At 73.0% G+C, this 26972-nt stretch carries 24 protein-coding genes and 1 riboswitch; of the genes, 12 read left to right on the forward strand and 12 right to left on the reverse strand.

What is annotated here, in order from left to right; translation table 11 throughout:
* Positions 1-46 precede the first annotated feature (46 nt).
* The 7 genes from pulA (at position 47) to FBY24_RS12815 (ending at position 13981) form a co-directional block, all read left to right on the forward strand.
* Complete coding sequence (gene pulA / locus FBY24_RS12785; protein ID WP_142161080.1) at positions 47-5965, forward strand: pullulanase-type alpha-1,6-glucosidase; 5919 nt, start codon at positions 47-49, stop codon at positions 5963-5965.
* 394 nt (positions 5966-6359) lie between these two features.
* Positions 6360-7514, forward strand: coding sequence for a multiple monosaccharide ABC transporter substrate-binding protein (chvE, locus tag FBY24_RS12790; protein WP_142161082.1), 1155 nt, complete (start codon positions 6360-6362; stop codon positions 7512-7514).
* Between the two features lie 79 nt (positions 7515-7593).
* Complete coding sequence (mmsA, locus tag FBY24_RS12795; RefSeq protein ID WP_142161084.1) at positions 7594-9144, forward strand: multiple monosaccharide ABC transporter ATP-binding protein; 1551 nt, start codon at positions 7594-7596, stop codon at positions 9142-9144.
* Entirely contained in the window at positions 9141-10316 is a 1176-nt protein-coding gene (gene mmsB / locus FBY24_RS12800) for a multiple monosaccharide ABC transporter permease (RefSeq protein WP_142161086.1), read from the forward strand. The genes mmsA and mmsB overlap by 4 nt, the downstream gene beginning before the upstream one ends.
* A gap of 129 nt (positions 10317-10445) precedes the next feature.
* Positions 10446-11618, forward strand: coding sequence for an ROK family transcriptional regulator (locus FBY24_RS12805; RefSeq protein WP_142161088.1), 1173 nt, complete (start codon positions 10446-10448; stop codon positions 11616-11618).
* Between the two features lie 154 nt (positions 11619-11772).
* A complete protein-coding gene (locus FBY24_RS12810; RefSeq protein WP_142161090.1) occupies positions 11773-12543 on the forward strand; it encodes an ATP-binding cassette domain-containing protein in 771 nt (256 codons plus the stop codon).
* Between the two features lie 283 nt (positions 12544-12826).
* A complete protein-coding gene (locus FBY24_RS12815) occupies positions 12827-13981 on the forward strand; it encodes a sugar-binding protein (RefSeq protein WP_142161092.1) in 1155 nt (384 codons plus the stop codon).
* Between the two features lie 103 nt (positions 13982-14084).
* Here FBY24_RS12815 and FBY24_RS12820 read toward each other — a convergent pair whose 3' ends face one another.
* The 3 genes from FBY24_RS12820 to purU all read right to left on the reverse strand — a co-directional run bounded on the left by FBY24_RS12820 (position 14085) and on the right by purU (position 17200).
* On the reverse strand, positions 14085-14582 hold the full coding sequence (locus FBY24_RS12820; RefSeq protein WP_142161094.1) for an aromatic ring-opening dioxygenase LigA: 498 nt from the start codon (positions 14580-14582) through the stop codon (positions 14085-14087).
* Positions 14583-14759: 177 nt separating this feature from the next.
* Complete coding sequence (locus FBY24_RS12825; RefSeq protein ID WP_142161096.1) at positions 14760-16187, reverse strand: PHB depolymerase family esterase; 1428 nt, start codon at positions 16185-16187, stop codon at positions 14760-14762.
* Positions 16188-16333: 146 nt separating this feature from the next.
* A complete protein-coding gene (purU, locus tag FBY24_RS12830) occupies positions 16334-17200 on the reverse strand; it encodes a formyltetrahydrofolate deformylase (protein WP_142161098.1) in 867 nt (288 codons plus the stop codon).
* Between the two features lie 48 nt (positions 17201-17248).
* Between purU and FBY24_RS12835 the strand changes: the two genes are divergently transcribed.
* Positions 17249-17749, forward strand: coding sequence for a GNAT family N-acetyltransferase (locus tag FBY24_RS12835; protein ID WP_142161100.1), 501 nt, complete (start codon positions 17249-17251; stop codon positions 17747-17749).
* Here the strand turns inward: FBY24_RS12835 and FBY24_RS12840 are convergent.
* On the reverse strand, positions 17736-18671 hold the full coding sequence (locus tag FBY24_RS12840) for a DMT family transporter (protein ID WP_142161102.1): 936 nt from the start codon (positions 18669-18671) through the stop codon (positions 17736-17738). The genes FBY24_RS12835 and FBY24_RS12840 overlap by 14 nt on opposite strands.
* Before the next feature lie 117 nt (positions 18672-18788).
* Between FBY24_RS12840 and FBY24_RS12845 the strand changes: the two genes are divergently transcribed.
* From FBY24_RS12845 to FBY24_RS12855, 3 genes are all read left to right on the forward strand, one after another.
* On the forward strand, positions 18789-19268 hold the full coding sequence (locus FBY24_RS12845; protein WP_142163517.1) for a MarR family winged helix-turn-helix transcriptional regulator: 480 nt from the start codon (positions 18789-18791) through the stop codon (positions 19266-19268).
* 37 nt (positions 19269-19305) lie between these two features.
* Positions 19306-19395: riboswitch (ZMP/ZTP riboswitch) on the forward strand.
* Between the two features lie 83 nt (positions 19396-19478).
* The gene (gene glyA / locus FBY24_RS12850) at positions 19479-20759 is read left to right on the forward strand and encodes a serine hydroxymethyltransferase (RefSeq protein ID WP_142161104.1); all 1281 of its coding nucleotides are present in this window, start codon (positions 19479-19481) and stop codon (positions 20757-20759) included.
* Between the two features lie 12 nt (positions 20760-20771).
* Positions 20772-21653, forward strand: coding sequence for a bifunctional methylenetetrahydrofolate dehydrogenase/methenyltetrahydrofolate cyclohydrolase (locus FBY24_RS12855; RefSeq protein ID WP_142161106.1), 882 nt, complete (start codon positions 20772-20774; stop codon positions 21651-21653).
* 62 nt (positions 21654-21715) lie between these two features.
* Here FBY24_RS12855 and FBY24_RS12860 read toward each other — a convergent pair whose 3' ends face one another.
* Positions 21716-22285 carry a GXWXG domain-containing protein gene (locus FBY24_RS12860; RefSeq protein WP_142161108.1) on the reverse strand — a complete coding sequence of 190 codons (570 nt, stop codon included), beginning with the start codon at positions 22283-22285 and terminating at the stop codon, positions 21716-21718.
* Between the two features lie 155 nt (positions 22286-22440).
* Between FBY24_RS12860 and FBY24_RS12865 the strand changes: the two genes are divergently transcribed.
* Positions 22441-22914, forward strand: a complete 474-nt coding sequence (locus FBY24_RS12865; RefSeq protein ID WP_370510987.1) for a VOC family protein — start codon at positions 22441-22443, stop codon at positions 22912-22914.
* A gap of 132 nt (positions 22915-23046) precedes the next feature.
* Here FBY24_RS12865 and FBY24_RS12870 read toward each other — a convergent pair whose 3' ends face one another.
* The 7 genes from FBY24_RS12870 to FBY24_RS12900 all read right to left on the reverse strand — a co-directional run bounded on the left by FBY24_RS12870 (position 23047) and on the right by FBY24_RS12900 (position 26846).
* On the reverse strand, positions 23047-23712 hold the full coding sequence (locus FBY24_RS12870; protein WP_142161112.1) for a M15 family metallopeptidase: 666 nt from the start codon (positions 23710-23712) through the stop codon (positions 23047-23049).
* A 17-nt stretch (positions 23713-23729) separates the two neighbouring features.
* Entirely contained in the window at positions 23730-24413 is a 684-nt protein-coding gene (locus FBY24_RS12875) for a M23 family metallopeptidase (protein ID WP_142161114.1), read from the reverse strand.
* Positions 24414-24546: 133 nt separating this feature from the next.
* Positions 24547-24882 (reverse strand): hypothetical protein, encoded by a 336-nt coding sequence (locus FBY24_RS12880; protein WP_142161116.1) that lies wholly within the window; start codon positions 24880-24882, stop codon positions 24547-24549.
* A gap of 17 nt (positions 24883-24899) precedes the next feature.
* Positions 24900-25328: a hypothetical protein gene (locus FBY24_RS12885; RefSeq protein ID WP_142161118.1), complete on the reverse strand. Its 429-nt coding sequence runs from the start codon at positions 25326-25328 to the stop codon at positions 24900-24902.
* Complete coding sequence (locus FBY24_RS12890; protein ID WP_142161120.1) at positions 25325-26224, reverse strand: peptidoglycan-binding domain-containing protein; 900 nt, start codon at positions 26222-26224, stop codon at positions 25325-25327. Before FBY24_RS12890 ends, FBY24_RS12885 begins: the two co-directional genes overlap by 4 nt.
* Positions 26221-26598 carry a hypothetical protein gene (locus FBY24_RS12895; RefSeq protein WP_142161122.1) on the reverse strand — a complete coding sequence of 126 codons (378 nt, stop codon included), beginning with the start codon at positions 26596-26598 and terminating at the stop codon, positions 26221-26223. Before FBY24_RS12895 ends, FBY24_RS12890 begins: the two co-directional genes overlap by 4 nt.
* Positions 26595-26846: a helix-turn-helix transcriptional regulator gene (locus FBY24_RS12900; protein WP_142161124.1), complete on the reverse strand. Its 252-nt coding sequence runs from the start codon at positions 26844-26846 to the stop codon at positions 26595-26597. Before FBY24_RS12900 ends, FBY24_RS12895 begins: the two co-directional genes overlap by 4 nt.
* Between the last annotated feature and the right edge of the window lie 126 nt (positions 26847-26972).

The raw sequence follows: 26972 nt of genomic DNA on the forward strand, positions 1-26972 counted from the left end.
CAGCCCGCCTGCCGGCACGACGACGTGCCGCGACGAAGGAGTCCCGATGGTCGGCGTCCGTGTGCGTCCTGGCTCGTCCCCGTCCCCGTCCCCCCGCCCCGCCCCGGGCGCGACCGCGCCGTCGCGCCCCGGACCGGCGCGGCGCGTCGTCGCCGGGGGGACGGCCGCCGCCGTCGCGCTCGCGGGTCTCGTCGCCGCCCTCGCGCCGACGGCCGCGCAGGCCGACGCGACCGGCGTCGTCCTCGTCGGCAGCCTGCAGGACGAGCTCGGCTGCGGCGCCGACTGGGACCCGGCCTGCACCGCCACCGCGCTCGCCGCGGGTGACGTGCCCGGTCGCTGGACCAGCACCTTCACGGTGCCGGCGGGCGCGTGGGAGTGGAAGGTCGCCCTCGACGGCACCTGGGACGCCGCGTACGGCGCCGACGGCGGGGCCGACAACACGCCCCTGGTGGTCGCCGGGCCGGCCGAGCTCACGTTCACCTACGACGACGCCACGCACCGCACGTCCGTCGTGGTCGACGACCTCGCCGGCGGGTACACGGACGCGGACGCCGCCCTGGTCGCCGAGCCGGTGCGCGACCCCGGCGCGGGCGAGCAGCTCTACTTCGTCATGACCGACCGGTTCGCCAACGGCGACGCGTCCAACGACACCGGCGGCCTGACGGGCGACCGGCTGACGACGGGCCTCGACCCGACCGACAAGGGCTTCTACCACGGCGGCGACCTCGCCGGCCTGCGCGAGCGGCTCGACTACGTCGAGGGCCTCGGCGTCACGGGCATCTGGCTGACCCCGTCGTTCCTCAACCGGGCCGTGCAGGGCGAGGGCGCGAACGCGTCGGCCGGGTACCACGGGTACTGGATCACCGACTTCACGCAGATCGACCCGCACCTGGGCACCAACGCCGAGCTCGAGGCGCTCATCGACGACGCCCACGCCCGCGGCATCAAGGTGTACTTCGACATCATCACCAACCACACGGCGGACGTGATCGCGTACGCCGAGGGCCAGTACGCGTACGTGCCCCAGGCCGACGAGCCGTACCGGGCTGCGGACGGCACCCCGTTCGACCCGTCGGACGTGGCCGGCAGCGCGGACTTCCCCGCGCTGGACCCCGCGACGTCGTTCCCGTACACGCCCGTCGTGCCGGAGGCGGACGCCGACCTCAAGGTCCCGGGCTGGCTGAACGACCCGACGCTCTACCACAACCGGGGCAACTCGACGTGGACGGGGGAGTCGGTCACGTACGGGGACTTCGACGGCCTCGACGACCTCATGACCGAGCACCCGCGCGTCGTCGACGGCTTCGTCGACGTGTACGAGGCCTGGGTCGACCTCGGCATCGACGGCTTCCGCATCGACACCGTCAAGCACGTGAACACCGAGTTCTGGGAGACGTTCACCACCGAGGTCGCCGCGCACGCGGCCGCCGCCGGCAACCCCGACTTCTTCATGTTCGGCGAGGTGTACGACGCCGACCCGGCGCTGACGGCCCCGTACGTCCGGGACACCGACATGAACGCGATCCTCGACTTCTCGTTCCAGGCCGCCGCGGCGAGCTACGCGCGGGGGTTCGGCGCGTCGTCGCTGCACGCGCTGTACGCCGGCGACGACCTGTACACCACCCCGACGAGCAACGCGCAGGCGCTGCCGACCTTCCTCGGCAACCACGACATGGGGCGCATCGGGTACGCGGTCAAGGACACCGAGGACCCGCAGGGCCGCTCCGGCCTGGCGCACAGCCTCATGTACCTCACGCGCGGGCAGCCGGTCGTCTACTACGGCGACGAGCAGGGCTTCGTCGGCGACGGCACGCTCGGCGGCAAGGACAAGGACGCCCGGCAGTCGCTGTTCGCGTCCCAGGTGCCCGAGTACGCCGAGCAGGAGCTGCTGGACGGCACCCCGGCGGGTGCCGTGGACCGGTACGCGACCGACACCCCGCTGTACACGCACGTCGCCCGGCTCGCGCAGCTGCGGGCGGACACCCCGGCGCTGACGTCCGGCGCCCAGGTCGAGCGGTACGCCGACGGTGCGGTCTACGCGTTCTCGCGCGTCGGGGACGACGACGTCGAGCACCTCGTCGCCCTGAACAACGACGACGCGGCGACGACCGTCACGGTGGACTCGCTCACGCCCGGGGCGACGTTCACCCCGCTCCTGGCCACGAGCGGCACCGGCACGGCCGACGCGGCACCCGTGACCGCCGGCGCCGACGGCACGGTCGAGCTGGACCTGCCCGCGCTCGGCGCCCTCGTGCTGCGCGCCGACGCCCCGGTCGCGACCGGCGGGGACGCGATCACCCTGGCGTTGCCCGCCGCCGGTGCCGCCCTCGAGGGTCTGGCCCCGGTGGCGGCCGACGTCCCCGACGACGTGCACGCCACGACGTCGTTCGCCTGGCGCACCGTCGGTGACGACTCCTGGACCGCCCTCGGCACCGCCGAGACCACCGCGCCCCGGGTGTTCCACGACGTGCGCGACCTGGCCCCCGGCACCCTGGTCGAGTACCGGGCGGTGCGCGAGGACGCCGCCGGGCAGCGCACCGCCGCGTCGACCTTCGGCAGCGTCGGCGTGGCCGTCGACGGCGTCGAGCCCCCGCCGGGCCCCGGCGGCGAGGTCGTCACGGTGCCCGGCAGCCACAACGCCGCGATGGGCTGCGCGGGGGACTGGCAGCCCGGCTGCGAGGCCGCACGCCTGACCACGCTCAACGGCCTGGTGCACCACGGCACGTTCACGCTGCCGCCCGGCACCTACGAGTACAAGGTCGCCGTCGGCGGCACGTGGGACGAGAACTACGGCGCCGGCGGTGCACCGGGCGGGGCGAACATCACGTACACGGTGCCCGGGGACGAGCCCGTCGACGTGACGTTCGTGTACGACGCGACGACGCACCAGGTGACGACGTCCGTCGACGGCCCCCTGATCACGCTGCCCGGCTCGCACCAGAGCGAGCTCGGCTGCGCCGGCGACTGGGACCCCGCCTGCCTGGGCGCGGCCCTCGTCGACGGCGACGGTGACGGGACGGCCACGTTCACCGCTCCCGACCTGCCCGCCGGCACGTACGAGGTCAAGGTCGCGCACGGCCTGTCGTGGGCCGAGAACTACGGCGCCGACGGCGTGCGCGACGGCGCCAACATCGCGTTCGCCGCCCCCGGCGGCAAGCCCGTGACGTTCGTGTACGACCTGACCACGCACGTGCTCACGGTGCAGGTCACCGACCCGCCGCTGCCCGGCACCGGCCAGCTCGCCGCGCACTGGGTCGACGCGTCGACGATCGCCTGGCCCACGGCGTTCGTGCCGTCGGGCACCGACGCCGCCGACCTGACGTTCACGCTGCACGGCTCGACCGACGCGGCGCTCGAGGTCGACGACGGGCAGGTCGTCGGCGGCGAGGAGCTCCCGCTGACCGTGCTGCCCGACGGGCTCACCGACGCCCAGGCGGCGCGCTTCCCGGCACTCGCCGGGTACCTCGCGCTGCGCGTGGACGCCGACCGCGCCACCGTCGAGGACCTGCTCACCGGGCAGCTGCTCGTCCGTCAGGGCGCGGCCGACGGCACCGCCCAGGCGGTCACCGGCCTGCAGGTGCCCGGCGTGCTCGACGACGTCTACGCCGACGCCGCCGAGGCGACCCTCGGCACGACCTGGCGGCGCGGGGCACCGACGCAGACCCTCTGGGCGCCCACCGCCCAGGACGTCGACCTGCTCGTGTGGCCCGCCGACCGCCGCGGGCGCCTCGACACCTCGGCCGAGCCGGTCCGTCGGGCCGCGGAGCGTCGGGCGGACGGCACGTGGTCCGTCAGCGGGCCCCGGGCCTGGGCGGGTGCCGCCTACCTGTGGGAGGTCACGGTCTACGCGCCGACCACGGGCGAGGTCGAGGTCAACCGGGTCACCGACCCGTACGCCGTCGCCCTCACGCTCAACAGCACCCACGGCGTGCTCGTCGACCTCGACGACCCCCGCTACCGCCCCCGCCAGTGGGAGCGCACGCCCCAGCCCGTCGTGCGGCCCGTCGAGCAGACGATCTACGAGCTGCACGTGCGCGACTTCTCGATCACGGACGCGACCGTCCCCGAGCGGCTGCGCGGCACCTACGGGGCGTTCGCGGTGCGCCGCAGCGACGGCCGCGACCACCTGCGCCGCCTCGCCGACGCCGGGCTGACCACCGTGCACCTGCTGCCCACGTTCGACATCGCGTCGATCGAGGAGGACCGCGACGCCCAGGCCGAGCCGGCGTGCGACCTGGCGTCGCTGCCGCCGGACTCGCAGAAGCAGCAGGAGTGCGTCACGGCCGTCGCCGCCGGCGACGCCTTCAACTGGGGCTACGACCCGTGGCACTGGACCGCACCCGAGGGGTCCTACGCGGTCGACGCCACCGGCGGCGCCCGCCTGGCCGAGTTCCGCACCATGGTCGGCGCCCTGCACGCCGACGGCCTGCAGGTCGTGCTCGACCAGGTCTTCAACCACACCGCGGCCAGCGGCCAGGACGCCCGCAGCGTGCTCGACCGCGTCGTGCCCGGCTACTACCACCGGCTGAACGCCACCGGGCAGGTCGAGACGTCGACCTGCTGCCAGAACGTGGCCACCGAGCACACCATGGCCGAGAAGATGATGGTCGACTCCGTCGTCACCTGGGCCCGCGACCACAAGGTCGACGGCTTCCGGTTCGACCTCATGGGCCACCACTCCCGCACCACCATGGAGAAGGTCCGCGCCGCCCTGGACGACCTGACCCCCCGCCGCGACGGCGTCGACGGCTCGAAGGTCTACCTGTACGGCGAGGGCTGGAACTTCGGGGAGGTCGCCGACGACCGGCTGTTCGAGCAGGCCACGCAGGGCCAGCTCGGCGGCACCGGCATCGGCACGTTCTCCGACCGGCTGCGCGACGCCGTGCGCGGCGGCGGGCCCTTCGACGAGAACCCGAGGGTGCAGGGCTTCGGCTCCGGCGCCTTCACCGACCCCAACGGCGACCCCGTCAACGGCACCGCCGCCGAGCAGCGCGCCCGGGTCCAGCACCAGGGCGACCTCCTGCGCCTCGGGCTGGCCGGCAACCTGCGCGACTACGCCCTGCCCACGTCCGACGGCACCGTGCGCACCGGCGACGAGATCGACTACAACGGCCAGCCGGCCGGGTACGCCGACTCCCCGGAGGAGGTCGTCACCTACGTCGACGCGCACGACAACGAGACCCTCTTCGACAACCTGACCCTCAAGCTGCCGCAGGGCACCTCGATGGACGACCGGGTCCGCATGAACACGGTGTCGCTGGCCACGACCGCCCTGGCGCAGACGCCATCGTTCTGGCACGCGGGCGCCGACCTGCTGCGCAGCAAGTCCCTCGACCGCAACAGCTACGACTCCGGGGACTGGTTCAACGTGCTCGACTGGTCGCAGCAGACCAACGGGTTCGCGCGCGGCCTGCCGCCGGCCGCGGACAACGAGGCCAAGTGGCCGTACCAGCAGCCGCTGCTGGCCGACCCGGCGCTCGTGCCCACCCCCGAGCACATCGGCACCGCGCACGAGGCCGCGCTCGAGCTGCTCGAGATCCGCTCCTCGACCCGCCTGCTGCACCTGGGGTCCGCCGAGCTGATCGGCAGCCGCGTCACGTTCCCCGGTGCCGGTGCGGACGCCGACCCGGGCGTCGTGGTCATGCACGTCGAGGACCGCCGCGGCTGGGACCCCGCGGCGTACCGGTGGCGCACCGACGTCGACCGGCGCCTCGACGGCCTGCTCGTCGTGGTCAACGCCTCCGACGAGCCCACCACCCAGACCGTGGGCGCGCTCGCGGGCCGGCGGTACGCCCTGCACCCCGTGCAGGCGCGCGGGCAGGACGACGTGGTCCGCACGACCCGGTACGACCGGGCGACCGGTGCGGTGACGGTGCCGGCACGGACCGTCGCGGTGCTCGTCGAGCAGGCGGGCCGCGGCGGCTACGCCCCGACCCCGCCGCGGGGGGTGCCGGGCCGCTCCTGACCGCCCGCCGCCCGCCTCGTCGACCACCGCGGTCGACCCCGCCGGCCCGTCCTCGCCCGAGGGCGGGCCGGCGTGCGTGGTGCTGCGTTCCGGTCCCGAACCCGGACGAGTCCGGGCGAGCCGACCGGTGTCCGGTTCGTCCGGATCAGGTCCGACGTCCCGGGGGACAACGCTGTCCGGTGCGCCGTGACCGAACCGTGATGGTTTCGAGACCGGAGCGGTTGCCTCCGGCGTTGACTTCGAGAACCGAAGGCAACAGAGTGTGCGTGCTGCACCTCGGGACGACGACGACCGGCGTCCTGGAGTCAGTCGGGACACCGCGCGTGGGCACGGCAGCCGCGCACCGGACCCGCAGGGTTCGCACCGAACCTCTCAGCGACGAGAAGGAGCAGACATGCGACGCAAGATCACCATGACGGCGGCGACCGGGGCGGCGCTCGTCCTCGGCCTCGCTGCCTGCGGCGGTGGCGGCGCCGGCAGCACCGAGGGTGACGGCGAGGCTCCCGCAGCCGAGGACGTCCTCGTCGGGGTCGCCATGCCGACCGAGACGTCGGAGCGCTGGATCGCGGACGGCGACGCCGTCGAGGCCGGGCTCAAGGAGCTCGGCTACCAGGTCGACCTGCAGTTCGCGGGCGACGACATCCCGACCCAGACCCAGCAGATCGACTCGATGATCACGGGCGGCGCAGACGTCCTCATCATCGCGGCGATCGACGGCACGGCCCTGTCGAGCCAGCTCGACGCGGCCGCGGCGGCGAACATCCCCGTCATCTCGTACGACCGCCTCATCCGGGACAGCGAGAACGTGGACTTCTACGTCACGTTCGACAACTTCGCGGTCGGTGTCGCCCAGGCCAACGGCCTGCTCGCCGGCCTCGGCCTGACCGACTGGGCGGGCGAGCCCGTCGACGGCGCGCCCGAGGGCCCGTTCAACATCGAGCTGTTCGCCGGCTCGCTGGACGACAACAACGCGCACTTCTTCTGGGACGGCGCCATGTCGGTCCTCGAGCCGTACATGGAGGACGGCACGCTCGTCGTGCCCTCCGGCCAGACGGACATCGAGCAGGCCGCCACGCTGCGCTGGTCGCAGGAGACGGCGCAGGGCCGCATGGAGACGCTCCTCACCTCGACGTACTCCGACGGCACCGAGCTGCACGGCGTGCTCTCCCCGTACGACGGCATCTCGCGCGGCATCATCACGGCGCTCCAGAGCGTCGGCATGGGCCCGTCGCTCGAGGACGGCCTGCCGGTGGTCACCGGTCAGGACGCCGAGATCGCGTCCGTGAAGCTCATCCAGGACGGCATCCAGTCCTCGACGATCTTCAAGGACACCCGCAAGCTCGCCGACCAGTCGGTCACCGCGGTGGAGTCCTTCATCAACGGCGAGGACCCCGAGGCGAACGACACCGAGACGTACGACAACGGCGTGAAGGTCGTCCCGTCGTACCTGCTCACGGTCGACACGGTCCACGCGGACAACATCACCGAGCTGCTGGTCGACTCCGAGTACTGGACGCAGGAGGAGATCGACGCGGGCGTCGCGGAGTGATCTGACGCACCCCGGACGGGCCCGGTCCACGCAAGGGGCCGGGCCCGTCCCACGCCCGACGAGAGAACGGAGGACGCGCATGAGCGTGATCCTGGAGATGCGCTCGATCACGAAGACCTTCCCCGGCGTCAAGGCGCTGCAGGATGTGACGCTGACGGTCGAGCGTGGCGAGATCCACGCCATCTGCGGTGAGAACGGCGCCGGCAAGTCGACGCTGATGAAGGTGCTCTCCGGGGTCTACCCCCACGGCACCTACGAGGGCCAGATCCTCTTCGAGGACGAGGAGATGTCGTTCGGGTCGATCAACGACTCCGAGGCCAAGGGCATCGTCATCATCCACCAGGAGCTCGCGCTGGTGTCCTACCTGTCGGTCGCGGAGAACATCTTCCTCGGCAACGAGGTCCGCGGCGCCGGCGGCCTGATCGACTGGAACAAGACCAACGACGAGGCGGCCAAGCTGCTCGCCCGCGTCGGTCTCGACGAGAACCCGACGACGCCCGTCTCCCAGCTCGGCGTCGGCAAGCAGCAGCTCATCGAGATCGCCAAGGCGCTGTCGAAGGAGGTCAAGCTCCTCATCCTCGACGAGCCGACCGCCGCCCTGAACGACACCGACTCCGAGCACCTGCTCAACCTGCTGCGTCACCTGCAGGGTCAGGGCATCACGTCGATCATGATCTCGCACAAGCTCAACGAGATCGCCGAGATCGCGGACAGCACGACGATCATCCGCGACGGCCAGACGATCGAGACGATCGACATGAAGGAGCCCGAGTCCACCCAGGACCGGATCATCCGTGGGATGGTCGGCCGGGACCTCGAGCACCGGTACCCCGAGCGCACGCCGCAGATCGGCGAGGAGGTGCTGCGGGTCGAGGACTGGACCGTGCGGCACCCCACGCAGGCGGACCGGCTGGTCATCGAGGGTGCGTCGTTCGACGTGCGGGCCGGCGAGGTCGTCGGGATCGCGGGCCTCATGGGTGCCGGCCGCACCGAGCTCGCGATGAGCGTCTTCGGGCGCACCTACGGCCACTACGTGAGCGGACGGATCTTCAAGAACGGTGAGGAGATCCATGTCCGCAACGTCTCCGAGGCGATCGACCACGGCCTGGCCTACGCCACCGAGGACCGCAAGAAGTACGGCCTCAACCTCATCGACGACATCCGCCGCAACATCTCCAGCGCAGGCCTGCGCCGGATGGCCACGCGCGGCTGGGTCAACGGCAACGAGGAGCTGAAGGTCGCCAACGAGTACCGCGGCAGCCTGAACATCAAGACGCCCACCGTGCTGGCCGTCGTCGGCAAGCTCTCCGGCGGCAACCAGCAGAAGGTCGTCCTGGCCAAGTGGCTGTACACGCAGCCCGACGTGCTCATCCTCGACGAGCCGACCCGTGGCATCGACGTCGGTGCCAAGTACGAGATCTACACGATCATCAACCGCATGGTCGCCGAGGGGAAGGCCGTCGTGGTCATCTCCTCGGAGCTGCCCGAGCTCCTGGGCATCTGCGACCGCGTCTACACCCTGGCCTTCGGGCGCATCACGGGGCAGCTGCCGGTCGCCGAGGCGACGCAGGAGCGGCTGATGGAGCTCATGACCATGGAGCGAGAGACAGCAAAGGACCAGACATCATGACGGCCATCGCCGGCTTCCGCGAGATGGTGACGCGGAACTTCCGCCAGAGCGGCATCCTCATCGCCTTCGTCGCGATCGTGGCGCTCTTCTCGCTGCTCAACGGGAACTTCCTCAGCCCGGGCAACCTGACGAACATCGTCCTGCAGTTCTCGTACATCCTGATCCTGGCCATCGGCATGGTGATGGTGATCATCCTCGGGCAGATCGACCTGTCGGTCGGTTCGGTCGTGGCGCTCACCGGGGCCGTGTCCGCGGTGCTCGTGATCCGCAACGGCATGCCGTGGTACGTCGGCGTGGTGGCCGCCCTCGGGGTGGGACTCCTGGTCGGCATCTGGCAGGGGTTCTGGGTCGCGTTCGTCGGCATCCCCGGCTTCATCGTGTCCCTCGCGGGCATGCTCCTGTTCCGTGGTCTGACCTTCCGGGTGCTCGACAACGTCTCCCTCTCGCCGTTCGGCGGCGCGTACTACGACATCGCGAACGGGTTCCAGAACGGTCTGCTCGGTGGCTACGGCGTCGACGTCTTCACGCTGGTGATCTTCGCGATCGCCGTCGTCGGCTACGCGGTCTCGCAGTGGCGGACCCGGCGCGGGCGCGTGGCGTACCAGCAGACGGTCGAGTCCATGCCGCTGTTCGTCGCCAAGATCGTGGCCGTCGGCGCCGTCGTCATGTGGTTCGGCTACCAGCTCGCGCAGAGCCGCGGCCTGCCGAACGTGCTGATCATCCTCGCCGTCCTGATCCTCGCGTACACGGTGGTCACGCAGCGGTCCGTCTTCGGTCGTCACATCTACGCCATCGGTGGCAACCTGCACGCGGCGGAGCTGTCGGGCGTCAAGGTCCGGCAGGTCACCTTCTGGGTCTTCGTCAACATGGGCGTCCTGGCCTCCGTCGCCGGTGTCGTCTACTCCTCGCGCATGAACGGTGCCCAGCCCCGTGCCGGCGACATGTTCGAGCTCGACGCGATCGCCGCGTGCTTCATCGGCGGTGCGTCGACCACCGGCGGCGTCGGTCGGGTGACCGGCGCGATGATCGGTGCGCTGATCATGGCCGTCATGAGCAACGGCATGCAGCTCATGGGCGTCCCGCAGTCGATCCAGCAGGTGGTCAAGGGCCTCGTGCTCCTGCTCGCCGTGGCGTTCGACATCTACAACAAGCGTCGCGCCGGGACGCGCTGACGCAGCACGTGCCGGCGGTCCGGTCGGGGGCACGACCCGACCGGACCGCCGCACGCCAGACGCGGCGGGGCGGGTCGCACCCCTTCGACGACCCGCCCCGTCGCCAGGCTCACGCCGGGAGGGGGCGCGATGTCCGGGTCGCAGTCCTCGCTGCGTGAGGCCAACCGTGCCCTCATCGTCGACGCCGTCAAGAGGTTCGGCGGGATCACGCAGGTCGAGATCAGCGGCGCGACCGGCCTGTCGGCCGCCACGGTCTCCTCGATCGTCAAGGAGCTCCTCGCCGCCGGGGTCGTCGAGACCCGCACGACGACCCGCTCGGGCCGCCGTGCCCAGCTCGTCACCCTCGCCCGGCGCACCGGCCTGGCTGCGGGAGTGCAGTTCGGTCACCGCCACCTGCGGGTCGTGCTGTCCGACGTGACGCACGAGGTCGTCGCCGAGCAGACGCTCCCGCTGCCGTCCGACCACCGTGTCGACACGAGCCTCGACCGGGCCGCCCTGCTGCTCGTGGATCTCACCGAACGTGTCGGGTCGACCCTCGACGAGGTCGTCGGCATCGGCGTCGGCATCCCCGCACCCGTCGAGCCCGAGACCGGCATGGTCTCGGTGCGCGGCATGATGCGCGGCTGGGACGAGGTGCCCGTGGCCCACGTCCTGGCCAAACGGCTGGCCAAGCCGGTGTTCGTCGACAACGACGCCAACCTCGGGGCGCTGGCCGAGAGCCGCCTGGGCGCGTCGCGGTTCTACCGGGACTCGGTGTACGTCCGCGCCTCGTACGGCACGGGCGCCGGCATCGTCATCGCCGGTCAGGTGCACCGCGGCTTCGCCGGCACCGCCGGCGAGATCGGGCACGTGCAGGTCGACCCGCAGGGGCGGATCTGCCGCTGCGGCAGCCGCGGCTGCCTCGACACCGTCGTCGGGGACACGGCGCTGACGGAGCCCCTGTCGGCCAGCCACGGTCCCATGACGCTGCGCGACGTCGTGCAGCGCGCCGTAGACGGCGACCCTGGCTGCCGGCAGGTCGTCGCGGACGCGGGCGCCGCCATCGGCGCCGTCGTCGCAGGTCTCGGCATGGCCGTGAACCCCCAGTGCGTGGTGGTCGGGGGGGAGCTGGCGGAGACGGGTGAAGTTCTGCTCGGCCCGCTGCGCGAGGCGATCCGTCGCCGGGTGCTGCTCAACCAGATCGCCCCGCTCGAGGTCGTCCCGGCCGAGCTCGGTGCCCGCGCCGAGGTGGTGGGGGCCGTCGCGATGGTGCTGCAGGCCACGGACGTGCACGCAGGTGCAGACGACCTGACGGTCGGGTGAGGAAAACCGCACGCGTGCCGCGCGAGGTGCGTACGGTGTCGTCCCGACGCGGCACGCGGACCACGGGGGAGACCAGGAGGTCGAAGTTGACGAGGGCCCGGCGTGGGGTTTCACTGGCCGGACACGTGCGCGACGGAGGGCAGGTGAGCGTGTCATGAGTGCCGACGTGCGCGTCCCGCTCCTGTCGATGCGGCAGATCACGAAGCGGTTCGGTGCCGTCGAGGCGCTGGTCGGGGTGGACCTCGACGTCCATGCCCACGAGGTCGTCGCCCTGGTGGGCGACAACGGGGCGGGCAAGTCCACGCTCGCGAAGGTCGTCTCGGGCGTGCTGGCCCCCGACGCGGGCCTCATCGAGCTCGACGGCCAGCCCGTGACCTTCGGGTCGCCCGCGGACGCGCACCAGGCCGGCATCGCGACGGTCTTCCAGGACCTCGCGCTGTGCGAGAACCTCGACGTGACCGCCAACCTCTTCCTCGGCCGCGAGCTGCGCCGCGGCGGTGTCATGGACGACGGCGAGATGGAGCAGGTCGCCAAGCGGATCCTGCGCGACCTGACCAGCCGCATCCCGTCGGTCCGCACACCGCTGGCGCACCTGTCCGCCGGGCAGCGGCAGTCCGTCGCGATCGCGCGCACGCTCATCGGCTCGCCGCGCCTGGTGGTGCTGGACGAGCCGACGGCGGCCCTGTCGGTGGCGCAGACCGCCGAGGTGCTCATGCACATCGAGCGGCTGCGGCACCTCGGGCTCGGGGTGATCCTCATCTCCCACAACATGAACGACGTGCTCGCCGTGGCAGACCGGGTCGAGGTGCTGCGGCACGGGCGCAACAACGGCTCGTTCGAGGCCCGTCGCACCAGCCACGAGGAGATCCTCGGTGCGATCACGGGCGCCACGCGCCTCGACCACCCGGTGCACGCGCTGCGCTGACGTCCTCGCGCCCGGCGCCGCGAGGTCCCTGGTCACGGCCCTCACGGACGATCGTCCACCGGGATCACCCGCACGGGTGCTTCACCCGCGCACGCCTCGTCCCGATCCACTACGAGAAGACCATCCGCGGGACTACGCTGACCTCCGCCACGTGAACGACCTGCTGTCCACGCGATCAGGGGTCGACGTCCGGGCTCCCGACATGCACGACGGCTCGGCAGCGGCGCCCCCTGGAGACCCGGGAGGTTCGGACCGAACCGCCCGTCAACGAGAAGGAGCAGACATGCGACGCAGGATCACCATGGCGGTGGCGACCGGGGCGGTGCTCGTCCTCGGGCTCGCGGCCTGTGGCGGTGGTGACGACGGCGACGCTCCCGGCGGCGACGAGACGACGGCGGCCCCGACCGCGACCGTCGGCATCGCGATGCCGACGAAGACCTCCGAGCGGTGGATCCGGGACGGTGACGCGCTCGTCGCCGAGCTCGAGGAGCTCGGGTACGAGGCGGACCTGAACTTCGCGGACGACGACGTGGAGCTCCAGCTCGAGCAGATCGACGCGATGATCGAGGCCGACGTCGACGCGATCGTCGTCGCCGCGATCGACGGCACCTCGCTGGGGGAGCAGCTCGAGGCCGCGGAGGCCGCGGGCATCCCGGTCATCGCCTACGACCGTCTGCTCCGTGACACGGGCGACCTCGACTTCTACGTCACGTTCGACAACTACGCCGTGGGCGTCGCGCAGGCCAAGGCGCTGCTGGCCGGCCTCGGCCTGGTCGACTGGGCGGGCGTGCCCACCGACACCGCGCCGACGGGCCCGCTGAACGTCGAGCTGTTCGCCGGGTCGCTCGACGACAACAACGCGTTCTTCTTCTGGCAGGGCGCGATCGACACCCTCGAGCCGTACTTCGAGGACGGCACGCTGGTCGTGAAGTCCGGCCAGACGGAGATCGAGCAGACCGCGATCCTGCGCTGGTCCGAGGACGGCGCGAAGGCCCGCATGGACGAGCTGCTGGCCGCGCACTACTCCGACGGGTCCGAGATCGCCGCGGTGCTCTCGCCCTACGACGGCATCTCCCGAGGGATCATCACGTCCCTCCAGGAGGCCGGCATGGGCCCGACGCTGGCCGACGGTCTGCCCGTCGTGACCGGTCAGGACGCCGAGGCCGCGTCCGTCCTGCTCATGCAGGAGGGTGTGCAGTCCTCGACGGTCTTCAAGGACACCCGCCGCCTCGCGCACTTCGCGGCCCTCGCGGTCGAGTCGTACGTCAACGGCGAGGAGCCGGAGCCGAACGACACCACGTCCTACGACAACGGCGTGGAGGTCGTCCCGGCGTACCTGCTCGACGTGGAGTCCGTGTACCTCGAGGACATCACCACGCAGCTGCTGGACTCGGGCTACCTGACCCAGGAGCAGATCGACGCCGGGTCGGCGGGCTGACACCGCACCCTGACATCGCGCACTGACGCGGCGCACTGACGCGACGACGGGTCCGGTCCCCGCAGGGGACCGGACCCGTCGTCGTCCAGGCTGCGTCGGGTGGTCAGGCTGCCGTGCGGGCCGCGAGGCGGCGCAGCCCGACGCCGCCGAGGACGAACCCGAGGCCGACGCCCACGAGGGCCAGGGCCACGCCGAACGCCACGACGGAGGTCAGCAGCGAGGCACGCAGGAAGGTGCCGGTGGCGACCATGTCGCGCATCGGGTCCTCGCGGTCCATGTCCGCGTAGAGGCGGCCGTCGGTCGCCGCGAGGATGTCCGTGCGGATCGCCTCGGTCTGCGCCCACGCCTCCCAGGGGGTGTCGAGCGTGGCGCCGACGAAGGCGGGCGCGGTGTCGGCCACGACGACGTTCTCGCTGGCGAGGCCGACGGAGACGGCGGCCCACGTGCCGGCGCCGCCGAGGGCCATGAGCAGCCCGAGGACGACGAGCAGGGTGCCCAGCAGGTGCGGTGCGCCACCCCGCGCGGGTGCGGGGTGGTCGGGGGGCGTGCTGGAGGAGGTGCTGGTGGAGGTGCGGGTGGTCAGGTCGTCCGCGGTGGTCATGGTCGCTCCTGGGGTCGGCGCCGGAGATGACCTGGTAGAGGATTCAAGGATCCGTGGCGTGCCGACCAGACCCTGAAACGCTTAAGTCAGTGACGAGCATCACTTCTGTGTAAAACCTGTGTGACCAGTGGCGATCGGGCGTGGGGGCGGCGCGGGTCCGCGCCGCCCCGACCCGCATCACCCGACCGTGCAGGGGCGACCGTCCAGCCACACCGCCCGCGGTGCCGACGCGTCGCCGGTGTGCGAGGCGTTGAGCCCGAGCTGCTGCGACGCGCGGGGTGCCACGGTCGCGTTCCACGGCGCGTGGCTCGCGGTCACCCGGGTGCCGGACTGCGTCACGGTGGCGCTCCAGGCCTGCACGACCTGCTGCCCGGCCGGCGCGTCCCAGGTCAGGGTCCAGCCCTGCAGCGGCTGGTTCGACAGGTTGGTGAGCGTGATCGACGCCGTCAGGCCCGACGGCCAGGCGTGCACGGCGAACTCGACCCGGCACGTCGGCGCCGGGCCGGCTGTGGGCGTCGGGCTCGGCGTCGGCGAGGCGGTCGGCGTCGCCGTGGGAGTCGGCGTGGGCGTGGGGGGAGGGGTGGGCGAGACGGTGGGCGTGGGCGTGGGCGTGGGCGTGGGCGTAGGCGTCGGTGCCGTGCCGTCCAGGCCGAGGAAGCGCAGCACGGCCGCCGTGTCGACGGGCAGGTTGTGCCCGACGCCCTCGAACGTGGTCGCCTCGAGCGGCGCCCGGTCCCCGGTGCCCCCGTACCGCGCCCGCACCTGGTTCGCGGCGGGGCGGTCCGTTACGGACGGCGTGGCCGACAGGCCCAGCACGTCCGTCCACTGCTCGACGGCCTCGCGGTGGTTGGCGTAGGCCAGCACGTCGTCGAGGGCCCCGTGCCAGAGCTGGACCCGCGGACGCGGGCCGGTGTACCCGGGGTTGAGGGCCCGCACGCGCGCGCCCCACTGCGCGGGCGTGAGGTCGAGCGCCCCCGTCGAGCACTGCGAGCTCCACGGCGCCTGCTGCGTCGTCCCCGGGGGTGGCGACGTCGTCGCGAAGCACGTCGCGGGCACCCCGGCGAAGGCCGACCCCGCGGAGAACACGTCGGGGTACTCGGCGAGCAGGAGCTGCGTCGTCATCCCGCCCGAGGAGATGCCCGTGACGGCCGTGCGCGCGGGGTCGGTGCCGTACCGCTGCTGCGCCCACCGCACCATCTGCACGATGCCCTGCGGGTCGGACCCGCCGTCGCGGGTCAGGGCGGCGGACGACGACACGTCGAAGCACGACCCCGGCCGGTTCGCCGACGGGTAGACCACCACGTAGCCGTACCGCTGCGCGAGCTCGTCGTACTGCGTACCGTCGAACACGGCCTGCGCGCTGCCGGTGCACCAGTGCACGACCACGAGCAGCGCCGGGTCGGGGGGGAGGGTGTCGGGTGCGTAGACGTGCATCCGCAGCCCGGACGGGTTGGTGCCGAAGTTCTGGACCTCGACGAGCGACGCCGCCTGCGCGGGCGGTGCCGTGGCGAGGGAGCCCGCCCCCGCGGCGAGCCCGGCGACCAGCGCCAGTGCGGCGACGACGCGTGCGCGCCGTCCTCGTCGGTCCTGCGTCCGCGTGCGCATGCGTCCTCCTGGGCGTCGGCGGCGGGCGCCGCGGAGCGCGGGCCCGCGGCGATCCTCGCGGAGCCGGGGGAGGTCCAGGGCAGGGTGAACCGCTTCACCCCGCGGCTCGTCGCCGGTCGGGCGGCGCGGGCGGGCGGGTCAGGGCGTCAGCGGAAGACGATGGTGCGGTGCCCGTCCAGCAGGACGCGGTGCTCGGCGTGCCACCGCACGGCGCGGGCCAGCGCGCGCCGCTCGACGTCCTGGCCGAGGGCCACGAGGTCCTCGACGGACTGCGCGTGGTCGACCCGCTCGACGTCCTGCTCGATGATCGGCCCCTCGTCGAGGTCGCCCGTCACGTAGTGCGCGGTCGCGCCGATGAGCTTGACGCCCCGCTCGTAGGCCTGGGCGTACGGGCGGGCGCCCTTGAACGACGGCAGGAACGAGTGGTGGATGTTGATGACCCGCCCCTCGAGGGCGCGGCACAGGTCGTCCGAGAGGATCTGCATGTACCGGGCCAGCACGAGGAGCTCGACGTCGAGCTCCTCGACCAGGGCCAGGAGCCGGGCCTCGGCGTCGGCCTTGGTCGCGGCCGAGACCGGCACGTGGTGGAACGGGATGTCGTAGAACTGCGCGAGGGGAGCCAGCACCTCGTGGTTGGACACGACCGCGACGAGGTCGACGGGCAGGTTCTCGGACCGCTGCCGGAACGCGAGGTCGTTGAGGCAGTGCGCGGCGGTGGACACCATGACGAGCGTGCGCACGGGGCGCCCGACCACGTCGAGGGACCACTGCAGGTCGAACCGCGGGGAGAGCGCGTCGAGCGCTGCGCCGAGCTCGGCCGCGCTCGCGGACGACGTGACCTGCACGCGCATGACGAACAGCCCCGACTGCGGGTCGCCGAACTGCTGCGACTCGGTGATGTTGCCCCCGTGCTCTGCGAGCAGCCCCGCGACCGCCGCGACGATGCCGGGCTGGTCGGGGCACGTGAGCGTCAGCACCCAGTGCGTGGTCGTGGCTTCCGAGGTGTGGGACACGAGGTCCGAGAGTAGTGCGCCGGGCCGCCCGGCTGACACGATGCTCCCATGAGTGAGGCCGACCTCGAGATCCGCCCGGTGACCGTCGACGACGCGGGCGAGCTGCTGACGCTGCGCCGCGCCGCGTTCGTCACCGAGGCGCAGCAGTACGGCGACCCCCACATCCCGCCGCTGACGCAGACGTTCGAGGAGCTGCGCGCGGACCTCGTGGCCGATGGGGTCGTGACGCTCGGCGCCTGGTCCGGTCACCGGCTCGTCGGCTCGATCCGCGTGCTCGTCGAGGGCGCCAAGGCCACGCTCGGCCGGTTCGCCGTCGCGCCGGACCTGCAGGGCCGCGGGGTCGGCACCGAGCTGCTGACGGCGATCCTGCCGTACCTGCCGGACGGCATCGAGGAGGTCTGGGTCTTCACGGGCCGGGACTCCCTGCAGAACATCGCGCTGTACAACAAGGCCGGCTACGAGCACCAGCACGACCAGACGGCGGGCGACCTGACCTACGCGTACCTGCGCAAGCTGCTCGGCGACGGCGAGGTCGTCACCCCGGCCTGACCGACCCGGCGGAGACGCGGGTCGCCCCGGCCGGTGCCGGGCTCGGTCCTGCGGGAGCCCGCCGGTGCAAGAGGCGGGCGGCTGCCGGCTGGCCCGCCAGGACGCCGACGACCACGAGGGCCACGCCGGCGCCCTGCGTCGCGGTGAGGTGCTCGCCGGCCAGCAGGAGCCCGAGCGCGACTCCCGTGAGCGGGTTGAGCAGGCCGACCAGCCCGACGGCGCCGGCGGGCAGGTGCCGCAGCGCGGCGAACCACGCGACGAACGCCAGCGCGGTGGCGACGAGGGTGACGTAGGCGGCCCCGAGCCAGCCCCGGCCGTCGAGGGCGGGCGGGGCGCCCTCGACCAGCGCGGCGACGGGGACGAGCAGCAGGCCGCCGGCCACGAGCTGCCAGGCGGTGGAGGCGAGCACGTCGACGTCGTCCTTCCACCGCGTCGCCAGCACGAACCCGACGGAGGACAGCAGCATCGCGGCGACCGAGGCCGCGACCCCGGCCGGGTCCACCTCGACCGACCCGGTGACGAGCATGGCCACGACGCCGACGAGGCCGACGGCCGCCCCGACGAGCGAGGCGGCGCGGGGGCGCTGGCCGAGCAGCGGCCAGGCGACGAGCATGAGCGTGAACGGCGAGACGGCCATGACGGTCGCGGCGACGGACGTGGGCAGCAGCTGTGCGGCGAGGTACACGAGCACGAAGAAGCCGCTCATGTTGAGCGCGCCGAGCACGAGGGCGCGCCACCACCAGCGCCCGGAGGGTGCGCGGCGGGCCAGCGCGAGGAGCACGAGGCCGGCGGGCAGCGCGCGCAGGACGGACCCCCACAGCGGGGCGTCGGCGGGCAGCGTGTGCCGGGTGACGTAGTAGGCGGCGCCCCATGCGACGGGGGCGACCGCGGCGACCAGCGACCAGCGCCAGGTATTTTCCACGGAAGACAATCTATCTGACGCGGAAGATACGATCGACCGGTGAGCACCGACGAGCGCACGGCGACCCCCCGGAGCACCGCGGACGACGACGTCCGCCCGGACCGGCTCGACCTGATCATGGCGGCGTGGGCGCGCGAGCGGCCCGAGCTCGACGTCACCCCCCAGGGCGTCATCGGGCGGCTGCACCGCGTGGCCAACCACCTGACCAGCGAGCTCCTGGCCGTCTACCAGGAGCACGGCCTCACCGAGGGCGACTTCGACGTCCTCGCCACCCTGCGCCGCACCGGCCCGCCGTACGCCCGGTCGTGCGGCGAGCTCGCCGAGCACACCCTCGTCACGAGCGGCGGGGTCAGCAAGCGCGTCGACCGGCTCGAACGGGCCGGGCTCGTCGCCCGTCACGTCAGCCCCGCCGACGGTCGCGGCAGGGACGTGGTCCTCACCACCGCCGGGCGCATCGTCATCGACCAGGCCTTCGCCGCCCACATCGCCAACGAGCACCGCCTGCTCGCCGCCCTCGACCCCGCCGACGTCACCGCGCTGGAGGGCATCCTGCGCCGCTGGCTCGCCCGCCTGGAAGAGCCCCCCGCCACCGCCTGAGACGGCGCTGCTGCCCGCGCGCGGGCGTTGCTAGGCTGGGACGGGTCGCGACTGGCGCAACGGGTGGGGCACCACCGGGGAGCGACGCAGCAGCTGGACCAACGGGTCGGACGCCTGGGCCCTCGGTCACTCCCACACCGGCACACCCGTGTGTGCGGGTGCCGAGCGCGAGCCGGGCCCGCCACAGCTGACTGCGACAGGAGCACCTGCATGAGCGACAACCTGCTCGACCAGAACATCTCCGAGCTCGACCCCGAGATCGCCGCCGTCCTCGACGGCGAGCTGGCCCGCCAGCAGGGCACCCTCGAGATGATCGCCTCGGAGAACTTCGTGCCGCGCGCGGTCCTGCAGGCGCAGGGCTCGGTGCTCACCAACAAGTACGCCGAGGGCTACCCGGGCCGGCGCTACTACGGCGGCTGCGAGCAGGTCGACGTCGCCGAGACCATCGCGATCGACCGGGCCAAGGCGCTGTTCGGCGCCGAGCACGCCAACGTCCAGCCGCACTCGGGCGCCACCGCCAACGCCGCGGTCCTGCACGCGCTCATCAACGCCGGCGACAAGATCCTCGGCCTCGACCTCGCGCACGGCGGCCACCTCACGCACGGCATGCGGATCAACTTCTCCGGCAAGCTCTACGACGTCGCCGCGTACGGCGTGGACCCGCAGACCTTCCGCGTCGACATGGACGCCGTGCGCGCGGCCGCGCTCGAGCAGCGGCCCGACGTGATCATCGGCGGCTGGTCCGCGTACCCGCGCCACCTCGACTTCGCCGCGTTCCGCGAGATCGCCGACGAGGTCGGCGCCAAGCTGTGGGTCGACATGGCGCACTTCGCCGGCCTCGTCGCCGCGGGCCTGCACCCCTCGCCCGTCCCGCACGCCGACGTCGTCTCCTCCACGGTGCACAAGACCATCGGCGGCCCGCGCTCCGGCTTCATCCTCAGCAAGGGCGAGTACGCCAAGAAGATCGACTCCGCGGTGTTCCCCGGCCAGCAGGGCGGCCCGCTCATGCACGTGATCGCCGCGAAGGCCGTCGCGTTCAAGGTCGCCGCGAGCGAGGAGTTCGTGGCCCGCCAGCAGCGCACCATCGACGGTGCCCGGATCATCGCCGACCGCCTGACCGCGCCCGACGTGGCCGCCGCCGGCGTCTCCGTCCTCACCGGCGGCACCGACGTGCACCTCGTGCTCGTCGACCTGCGGCACTCCACGCTCGACGGCCAGCAGGCCGAGGACCTCCTGCACTCCGTCGGCGTCACCGTCAACCGCAACGCGGTGCCGTTCGACCCGCGCCCCCCGCGCGTCACGTCCGGCCTGCGGATCGGCACGCCCGCCCTGGCCACGCGCGGCTTCGGCGACGCGGAGTTCACCGAGGTCGCCGACATCATCGCCACGGCGCTCGTCGAGGGCACCGGCGCGGACGTCGAGGCCCTGCGCGCCCGCGTGCAGAAGCTGACCGAGGCGTTCCCGCTGTACGCCGGCCTCCAGCAGTACTGAGCGGGGAGCACCGTGACCGCACAGATCCTGGACGGCACCGCCACGGCGGCCGCCATCAAGTCCGAGCTCGCGGGGCGGGTCGCCGCCCTCGCGGGCAAGGGCGTCGTGCCCGGCCTCGGCACGCTCCTCGTCGGCGACGACCCCGGCTCGCGCTGGTACGTGGCCGGCAAGCACAAGGACTGCGCCGAGGTCGGGATCGCCTCCATCCGGGAGGACCTGCCCGCCGACGCCACGCAGGCCGATGTCGAGGCCGCCGTGCGGCGCCTCAACGAGGACCCCGCGTGCACCGGGTTCATCGTCCAGCTGCCCCTGCCCGAGGGCATCGACACCCACCGGGTGCTCGAGCTGGTCGACCCCGCCAAGGACGCCGACGGCCTGCACCCGACCAACCTCGGCCGCCTCGTGCTGCGCGTCAACGACCCCGTCACCACGCCGCTGCCGTGCACCCCGCGCGGCATCGTCGAGCTCCTGCAGCGCCACGACGTGCCGCTGCGGGGCGCGGACGTCGTCGTCGTCGGCCGCGGCGTGACCGTGGGGCGCTCCATCGGCCTGCTGCTCACGCGGCGCGAGGTCAACGCCACCGTCACGCTCACGCACACCGGCACCGACGACCTCGCCGAGCACACCCGCAACGCCGACGTCGTCATCGCCGCCGCCGGCGTCCCCGGCATCATCACGGCCGGCATGCTCAAGCCGGGCGCCGTCGTCGTCGACGTCGGCGTCTCCCGCGTCGAGGACCCGGAGACCGGCCGCAGCCGCGTCGTCGGCGACGTCGACCCCGGGGTGCACGACGTCGCCGCGTGGGTGTCGCCCAACCCGGGCGGCGTCGGTCCCATGACCCGCGCGATGCTGCTGCAGAACGTCGTCGAGACCGCCGAGCGCCTCGCCGGCTGACCCGCGGTGCGTGAGGGCCCGGCCGCACCGGCCGGGCCCTCACGCGTCCCGTGCCGCCCGGGTCACTCGCGGTGCAGCGTGAACACGAACGGGTCGCGCATCCCGCGCATGTCCATGACCCCGACCACCGTGCCGTCGTCGACCCGGCGGAAGTGGTCCTGCACGGGCAGCGCGTCGTAGACCATCGTCGCCGTCAGCACGCCGCGGTGCTCGACCCGGCGCAGCCGCGCCGCGGGCCGCCGGGTCCGCGCGGCCCGCAAGCACCGGCGGGCGACGGCACGCGCGGCACCGCTGCGCCCCAGGCCCGGGTGACGCACCAGCAGCCCCAGCGGAACGAGCGCCGGGTTCACCGCGAACAGCCCCCGCGCGTCCTCGAACACCAACGGGTCCACGTCCTCGGCGCTGGCGAACCGCTTGCCGTGCCACCCGCACGCCTCCAGCAGCCCGTCCCACGGGTGCCCCGTCGCCAGCCCGCCGCCGCGCCACGACCCGAGCATCTCCGCCGGCTCCACGGCCGGCAGCCCGTCGACGACGTCCAGCACCCGCGCGACCGGCACGCGCGCGCCCGGTCCGGTCACGTCCGCGACGAGCCCGTCCCACGCCGCCCGTGCGTCGGCCCCCGTCGTCGACATGCGTCCTCCCGTCGGTCGTGCGCCCCTCGGCCTGTGCCGCTCACCGTACGACGTGCCCGGCCCGGCGGGCAGGTCCGCGCCGGGCCGATGACTGCGCCCCGGCCGGACGGTCTGCCCCTGCGCACCGTCACGAGGAGAGGGGACCCGTCATGGGCATGGTCCGGTCGCATCTGTGGTTCGTCGAGCGCGGGCACGAGGCCGCGCAGTTCTACGTCGACGTCGTCCCGCGCTCGCGGATCACGCGCGTCACCACCGCCCCGCCCGGGGTGCCGGACGTGCCCGAGGGCGCACCGTTCCTCGTCGAGCTCGAGCTCGACGGTCACGCGGTGACGTTCCTCACGGCCGGGCCCGCGCTGCGGCTCGACGACGCGTTCTCGTTCCTGCTGTCCGTCGACGGGCAGGACGAGGTCGACCACTACTGGGAGGTCCTCGCCGCCGACGGCGGACGGCACGGGCAGTGCGGCTGGCTCACCGACCGGTTCGGTGTCTCCTGGCAGGTCGTGCCACGCGCGCTCGACGACATCATGACGCGCCCCGACCCCGCGGGCGTCGCCCGTGCCACCGCGGCGATGCTCACCATGACCAGGCTCGAGATCGCCCCGCTGGAGGCTGCGTACGCCGGACGGTGACCGCGGTGCCGTGGGTGGGTGCCAGGCCGTGTCCGGGAACGACGGACCGCCGCCCGCCCGGGAGCGAACCGGGCGGACGGCGGTCGTGGCGGGGTTCTTCGCCGTCACGCGTGACGAAGAACCGTGGCGACGTCAGGCGAAGAGGATCTCCGGCCCGTACGTCTTGATGTCGGCGACCTCGACCACGGCGCTGTCGATGCCCCACCGGTCGAGGCGGCGCTGCAGGACCTGCAGGTGCGACGTGTTGAGGACCTTGCGTCGCGTGACGAGGTCGGTGATGAAGATGGCGGCGGAGCCGGTCTCCTGGATGAGCATCAGCTGGGTCATGTCGTCCTCCGGGTCAGGTGTCGGTGTGATGCGGGCGGCCACCTCGGCGACCGTCGCGGGGGTGATGCCCTCGTTGATCTCGAAGTGCATCTCGTCCTTGCGGGTGTACGCGGCCCCTCCGCCCCAGCGCACGACCGGGTTGGTCGCGTCGAGGATCGAACGGATCGCGGACTGCTGTGCTGCGGTGAACGTCCCCTCGGCACCCAGCGGGTGCCGTGGGGCGTTGAGGTCGATCGCGGTGCCGGACGCGTGGTTGGACAGCGTGCCGCTGCCCGAGATCACGCGGTATGCCCAGCCCCAGGACGAGGCGGGGTCGACCGCCTCGACCTCGGCGTCGAACCGTCGGGCGACGTAGGCGAGCACGGTGAACACGTCGCCGACGAGCACCCGGCCGGTGACCCACGGGAACGGGCTCAGCCGAGGGTCGGTGCCGGACTCGATCGCGGTCCAGCCGTTCTCCGTCGTGGCCATGGGAGTCTCCCGGGCCGTCAGGCGAACGGGATCTCGGGGCCGTAGGCCCTGAGGTCCGCCACGTCGACGATCGCGCTGTCGATGCCCCACCGGTCGAGGCGTCGCTGGAGGATCGCCAGGTGGGTGTTGCTGATCACGTGGCGCCGGGACACGAGGTCGGTGATGAAGACGCCGGGCGTCCCCTCCTCGCGCACGAGCATCAGCTGGGTCATGTCGTCCTCCGGGTCGGTGGGCGGTTCGGTGATCGGCGGGGCCGTGCCCGCCTCGAGGCTGACGCCTCGATCGAGCATGAAGGGCTCGGGGTCGACGGCGTTGGTCGAGTACCCGTCGACGGCTGCCCCCGGCGGGAAGGTCTCGAAGTGCAGGTGCACGCCCGTTGCGACGCCCGTCGCTCCCATGACCCCGACGGGCGTACCGGTCGAGACGCGCTGACCGGCGGCGACCGAAGCGGCACCCGCCAGGTGCTGGTAGTGCGTCGTGGACTGGTCGTCGTGCCTCACCCGCACGTAGTACCCGCGGACATCGCTGCTTGCGGTCGACAGCACCACGCCGTCGCCGACCGATCGGACCGTGCGGTCCTGCTGGCCTGCCCGCGGGGCGATGTCGACGCCTCGGTGGAAGGTCGAGCCGCCCGCGACCGGGGCGCTGCGAGGGCCGTACGGCGAGGTGAGTACGCCGTCGGCCGGGAGTGTCCAGGACATGTTCCTCCGTTCGTTCTGATGGATGTTCGAACTGGTGTTCGAGTGGTGCGACAGTACCGCTTCGGCCGCCCGATACCGCCGCTGAGCAGGTGTTCTGCTCAGAAGTGAGGCTCCGGGGCCCGTCGGGCGGGGGCTAGGGCGGTGCGGTGCTCGACCCGACCGGTGCGGCGTACGACGGCGTCCGGGCGGAGCCCAGGGTGGCGCGGACCAGCCAGGGCGGCAGGCGCGCCTCCATCCGCCGCCACATCGCGTACCAGGCGGCGACGGCGGCGGCCACGGCGAGGGAGGTGGCCAGGTCGGACTGCAGGACGATGGCGACGAGGTCGGTCAGTGGCGGAGGCAGGTGTCCGGCGACCTGGACGATCAGCCACGAGGCCAGGGATCCCCAGAGCGCGGGAACCGCGGTCCGGAGAAGTGCGACGGCGCGGTCGGACCGCTCGTCCGTGGGTGGGTGGGTGGGGTCGGACATCGATCTCCTCGGTGGAGTCAGGGGGACAGGCGGGTGACGAGCGCGGTGACGGCGGTCGCTGCCGAGACGGCGCCGACCATCCACGAGGCGAGGTACCGGCGGTCCTCGCGGCGGCGGACCTCTGCGGCCTCGAGCGCCGCGCCCCGCTTGCGCTCGACCTCCTCGAGGCGGGCGCGCACGGCGGCGTCCCCGGCCTCGATCGCCGCGTGGGCCGCGAGGAGGCGGGCGTCCGCCTGGGACTCGAGAGTCGCCATCGCCTCGCGGGTCGCACGGCTCTCCGCGTCGATCCGCCTCACCTCCGCCTCGTGCTCGCGGCGCGACACCGTGGTGTCCAGGCGGGCGGACAGGTCCTCACGCAACGCCTGGATCGAGGCGGCCGTCTCGGCCCGCAGCGCGCCGACGTCGGTGCGCACGCCCTGGATCGCGGTGAGCGTCGGGTCGCTCACAGCGATCCTGCGGCGAGGCGTCGTTGCAGCTCCTTCACGAGCGTCGACACGGGGGAGACGGTGCCGTCGACGGGCGTGCCCAGGCGTCGCTGCATCGCGGCGACTGTGCTGCTCCCGAGGAGGCCGTCGACACGGATCCCGCCTCCGAGCCACTCCTGCACCGCCCGGACCAGCGCCGAGCCGAGCCGGGTCGTGTCGAACTGGGCCGACGTGATCGCGCGGTTCGACGCGTCGCGCCACTGGTGGGAGATCACCCCGTCCGGCGGGGTGCCGAACCGGCGCTGGAGCGCGCGAGTGGTGGCCGGTCCCCACCGTCCGTCGACCGCGACCGTGGTGGCACGTCCGGCCGCTGGTGCGGAGCCTGCCGGTGCCTGCGCGCGAGCGCGCACGAGGGCGCCCGTCGCGACCAGGTGCCTCAGGGGTCCGCCCGGGCAGGCCGTCGCCGCTCCGTGCACCTGGCCGTGGCCGACGACCGTCGTCGCGGACGGCCAGCGGGCCAGGACGTCCGAGCGGATCGTCGCGAAGGCGTCCAGGGCCTGCGTGGTGACCTGCTCGTCGTCGCCCACGACGAACAGGACGCCGACCCACCGGCTGTTCGCGTCCGGCTGCGTGGCGGACGCGCAGTGCGCGCCGACGTGGTCCAGCCCGCGCAGCTCCCAGGCTCGCCCCGCCTGGTCCACCGCCAGGTTGTAGCCGATGTCATCCCAGCCGCGGCGCAGGAGATGGTGCTCGCGGTAGCGGGTGAGGCGCGCGGCGGTCTCGGAGCGGGTGGCGGGCCCGATGGCTGCTCCGCCGTCACCGGGGTGGTGCACGACGATGCCGCCGACATCCCCCCAGGTGCCGTTCGACGACGGGCGGCTCGTGGTCCATGCCGACCTCGGCAGCAGCGCGCTCATCGCATCCCCCGCGGAGCGGCTGGTGCGGTGGCGTCCACGGCCCGTCGTCCTTCTCCTGTGCCGGTGGGCATGGCCTTGTCGCGATCGGAACACGTCGTGAGCCTCGTCTTGGTCGCGTGCTCGTCGTCGGCTCGAGCAGGCGCGGCCCGCCCGAGCAGGGAGACCAGCGGCGGGTAGGCGGGGAGGTCGCGCACGCCCGTCCACCACGCCGTCCGGTCGGCGTAGGCCTCGACCTCGGCGGCGACGGCGGCCGCGTGGTGGAGCGCGTCGGCGAGCTCGGCGGTCTCGATGGCGCGGTCGAGGGTGCCGGGCTCGTCTGCGTCCTCGAGGTCGCGCGCGGCCTGGGCCAGCCGCTCGGACAGGGGCGTGCTCATCTGCCCGCCCCGACCGGCTCCTGCGGCACCTCGAAGAGCTGTCCCAGGGTCAGTCCGGCCAGGCTCGCCAGCCCCGCCATGAACGTCGGTGACGGCGCGAGCTGCCCGGTCTTGACCCTCGTGAAGGTCGCGCGCGACACCCCGATGCGTACGGCGAGGTCCTCGTCACGAGCGGTGCCCGTCGTGCGCTTCACGTGCTCGAGCGCTCCTGCCCTGAGGCGGATCGCCGGCCCCCTGCTTCTCGTCATGCCTCGTTCTCCCGTCGTCTCCTGTCGGCCGTGATGCACTATGCCTCGAAGACGAGGACAACTGCAACAGGGCGGGGGTGTGTCGGGGCCACCGGGGACGGGCGGGCGTTGTGGCTGAGGTGCGGG

The sequence above is a fragment of the Cellulomonas sp. SLBN-39 genome (assembly GCF_006715865.1).
Taxonomy (GTDB): Bacteria; Actinomycetota; Actinomycetes; order Actinomycetales; family Cellulomonadaceae; genus Cellulomonas.

Coding starts and splice junctions, on each gene's coding strand:
- pulA (WP_142161080.1), top strand. CDS start 47: ATGGTCGGCGTCCGTGTGCGTCCTGGCTCGTCCCCGTCCCCGTCCCCC.
- chvE (WP_142161082.1), top strand. CDS start 6,360: ATGCGACGCAAGATCACCATGACGGCGGCGACCGGGGCGGCGCTCGTC.
- mmsA (WP_142161084.1), top strand. CDS start 7,594: ATGAGCGTGATCCTGGAGATGCGCTCGATCACGAAGACCTTCCCCGGC.
- mmsB (WP_142161086.1), top strand. CDS start 9,141: ATGACGGCCATCGCCGGCTTCCGCGAGATGGTGACGCGGAACTTCCGC.
- FBY24_RS12805 (WP_142161088.1), top strand. CDS start 10,446: ATGTCCGGGTCGCAGTCCTCGCTGCGTGAGGCCAACCGTGCCCTCATC.
- FBY24_RS12810 (WP_142161090.1), top strand. CDS start 11,773: ATGAGTGCCGACGTGCGCGTCCCGCTCCTGTCGATGCGGCAGATCACG.
- FBY24_RS12815 (WP_142161092.1), top strand. CDS start 12,827: ATGCGACGCAGGATCACCATGGCGGTGGCGACCGGGGCGGTGCTCGTC.
- FBY24_RS12820 (WP_142161094.1), bottom strand. CDS start 14,582: ATGACCACCGCGGACGACCTGACCACCCGCACCTCCACCAGCACCTCC.
- FBY24_RS12825 (WP_142161096.1), bottom strand. CDS start 16,187: ATGCGCACGCGGACGCAGGACCGACGAGGACGGCGCGCACGCGTCGTC.
- FBY24_RS12835 (WP_142161100.1), top strand. CDS start 17,249: ATGAGTGAGGCCGACCTCGAGATCCGCCCGGTGACCGTCGACGACGCG.
- FBY24_RS12845 (WP_142163517.1), top strand. CDS start 18,789: ATGGCGGCGTGGGCGCGCGAGCGGCCCGAGCTCGACGTCACCCCCCAG.
- glyA (WP_142161104.1), top strand. CDS start 19,479: ATGAGCGACAACCTGCTCGACCAGAACATCTCCGAGCTCGACCCCGAG.
- FBY24_RS12860 (WP_142161108.1), bottom strand. CDS start 22,285: ATGTCGACGACGGGGGCCGACGCACGGGCGGCGTGGGACGGGCTCGTC.
- FBY24_RS12865 (WP_370510987.1), top strand. CDS start 22,441: ATGGTCCGGTCGCATCTGTGGTTCGTCGAGCGCGGGCACGAGGCCGCG.
- FBY24_RS12870 (WP_142161112.1), bottom strand. CDS start 23,712: ATGGCCACGACGGAGAACGGCTGGACCGCGATCGAGTCCGGCACCGAC.
- FBY24_RS12875 (WP_142161114.1), bottom strand. CDS start 24,413: ATGTCCTGGACACTCCCGGCCGACGGCGTACTCACCTCGCCGTACGGC.
- FBY24_RS12880 (WP_142161116.1), bottom strand. CDS start 24,882: ATGTCCGACCCCACCCACCCACCCACGGACGAGCGGTCCGACCGCGCC.
- FBY24_RS12890 (WP_142161120.1), bottom strand. CDS start 26,224: ATGAGCGCGCTGCTGCCGAGGTCGGCATGGACCACGAGCCGCCCGTCG.
- FBY24_RS12895 (WP_142161122.1), bottom strand. CDS start 26,598: ATGAGCACGCCCCTGTCCGAGCGGCTGGCCCAGGCCGCGCGCGACCTC.
- FBY24_RS12900 (WP_142161124.1), bottom strand. CDS start 26,846: ATGACGAGAAGCAGGGGGCCGGCGATCCGCCTCAGGGCAGGAGCGCTC.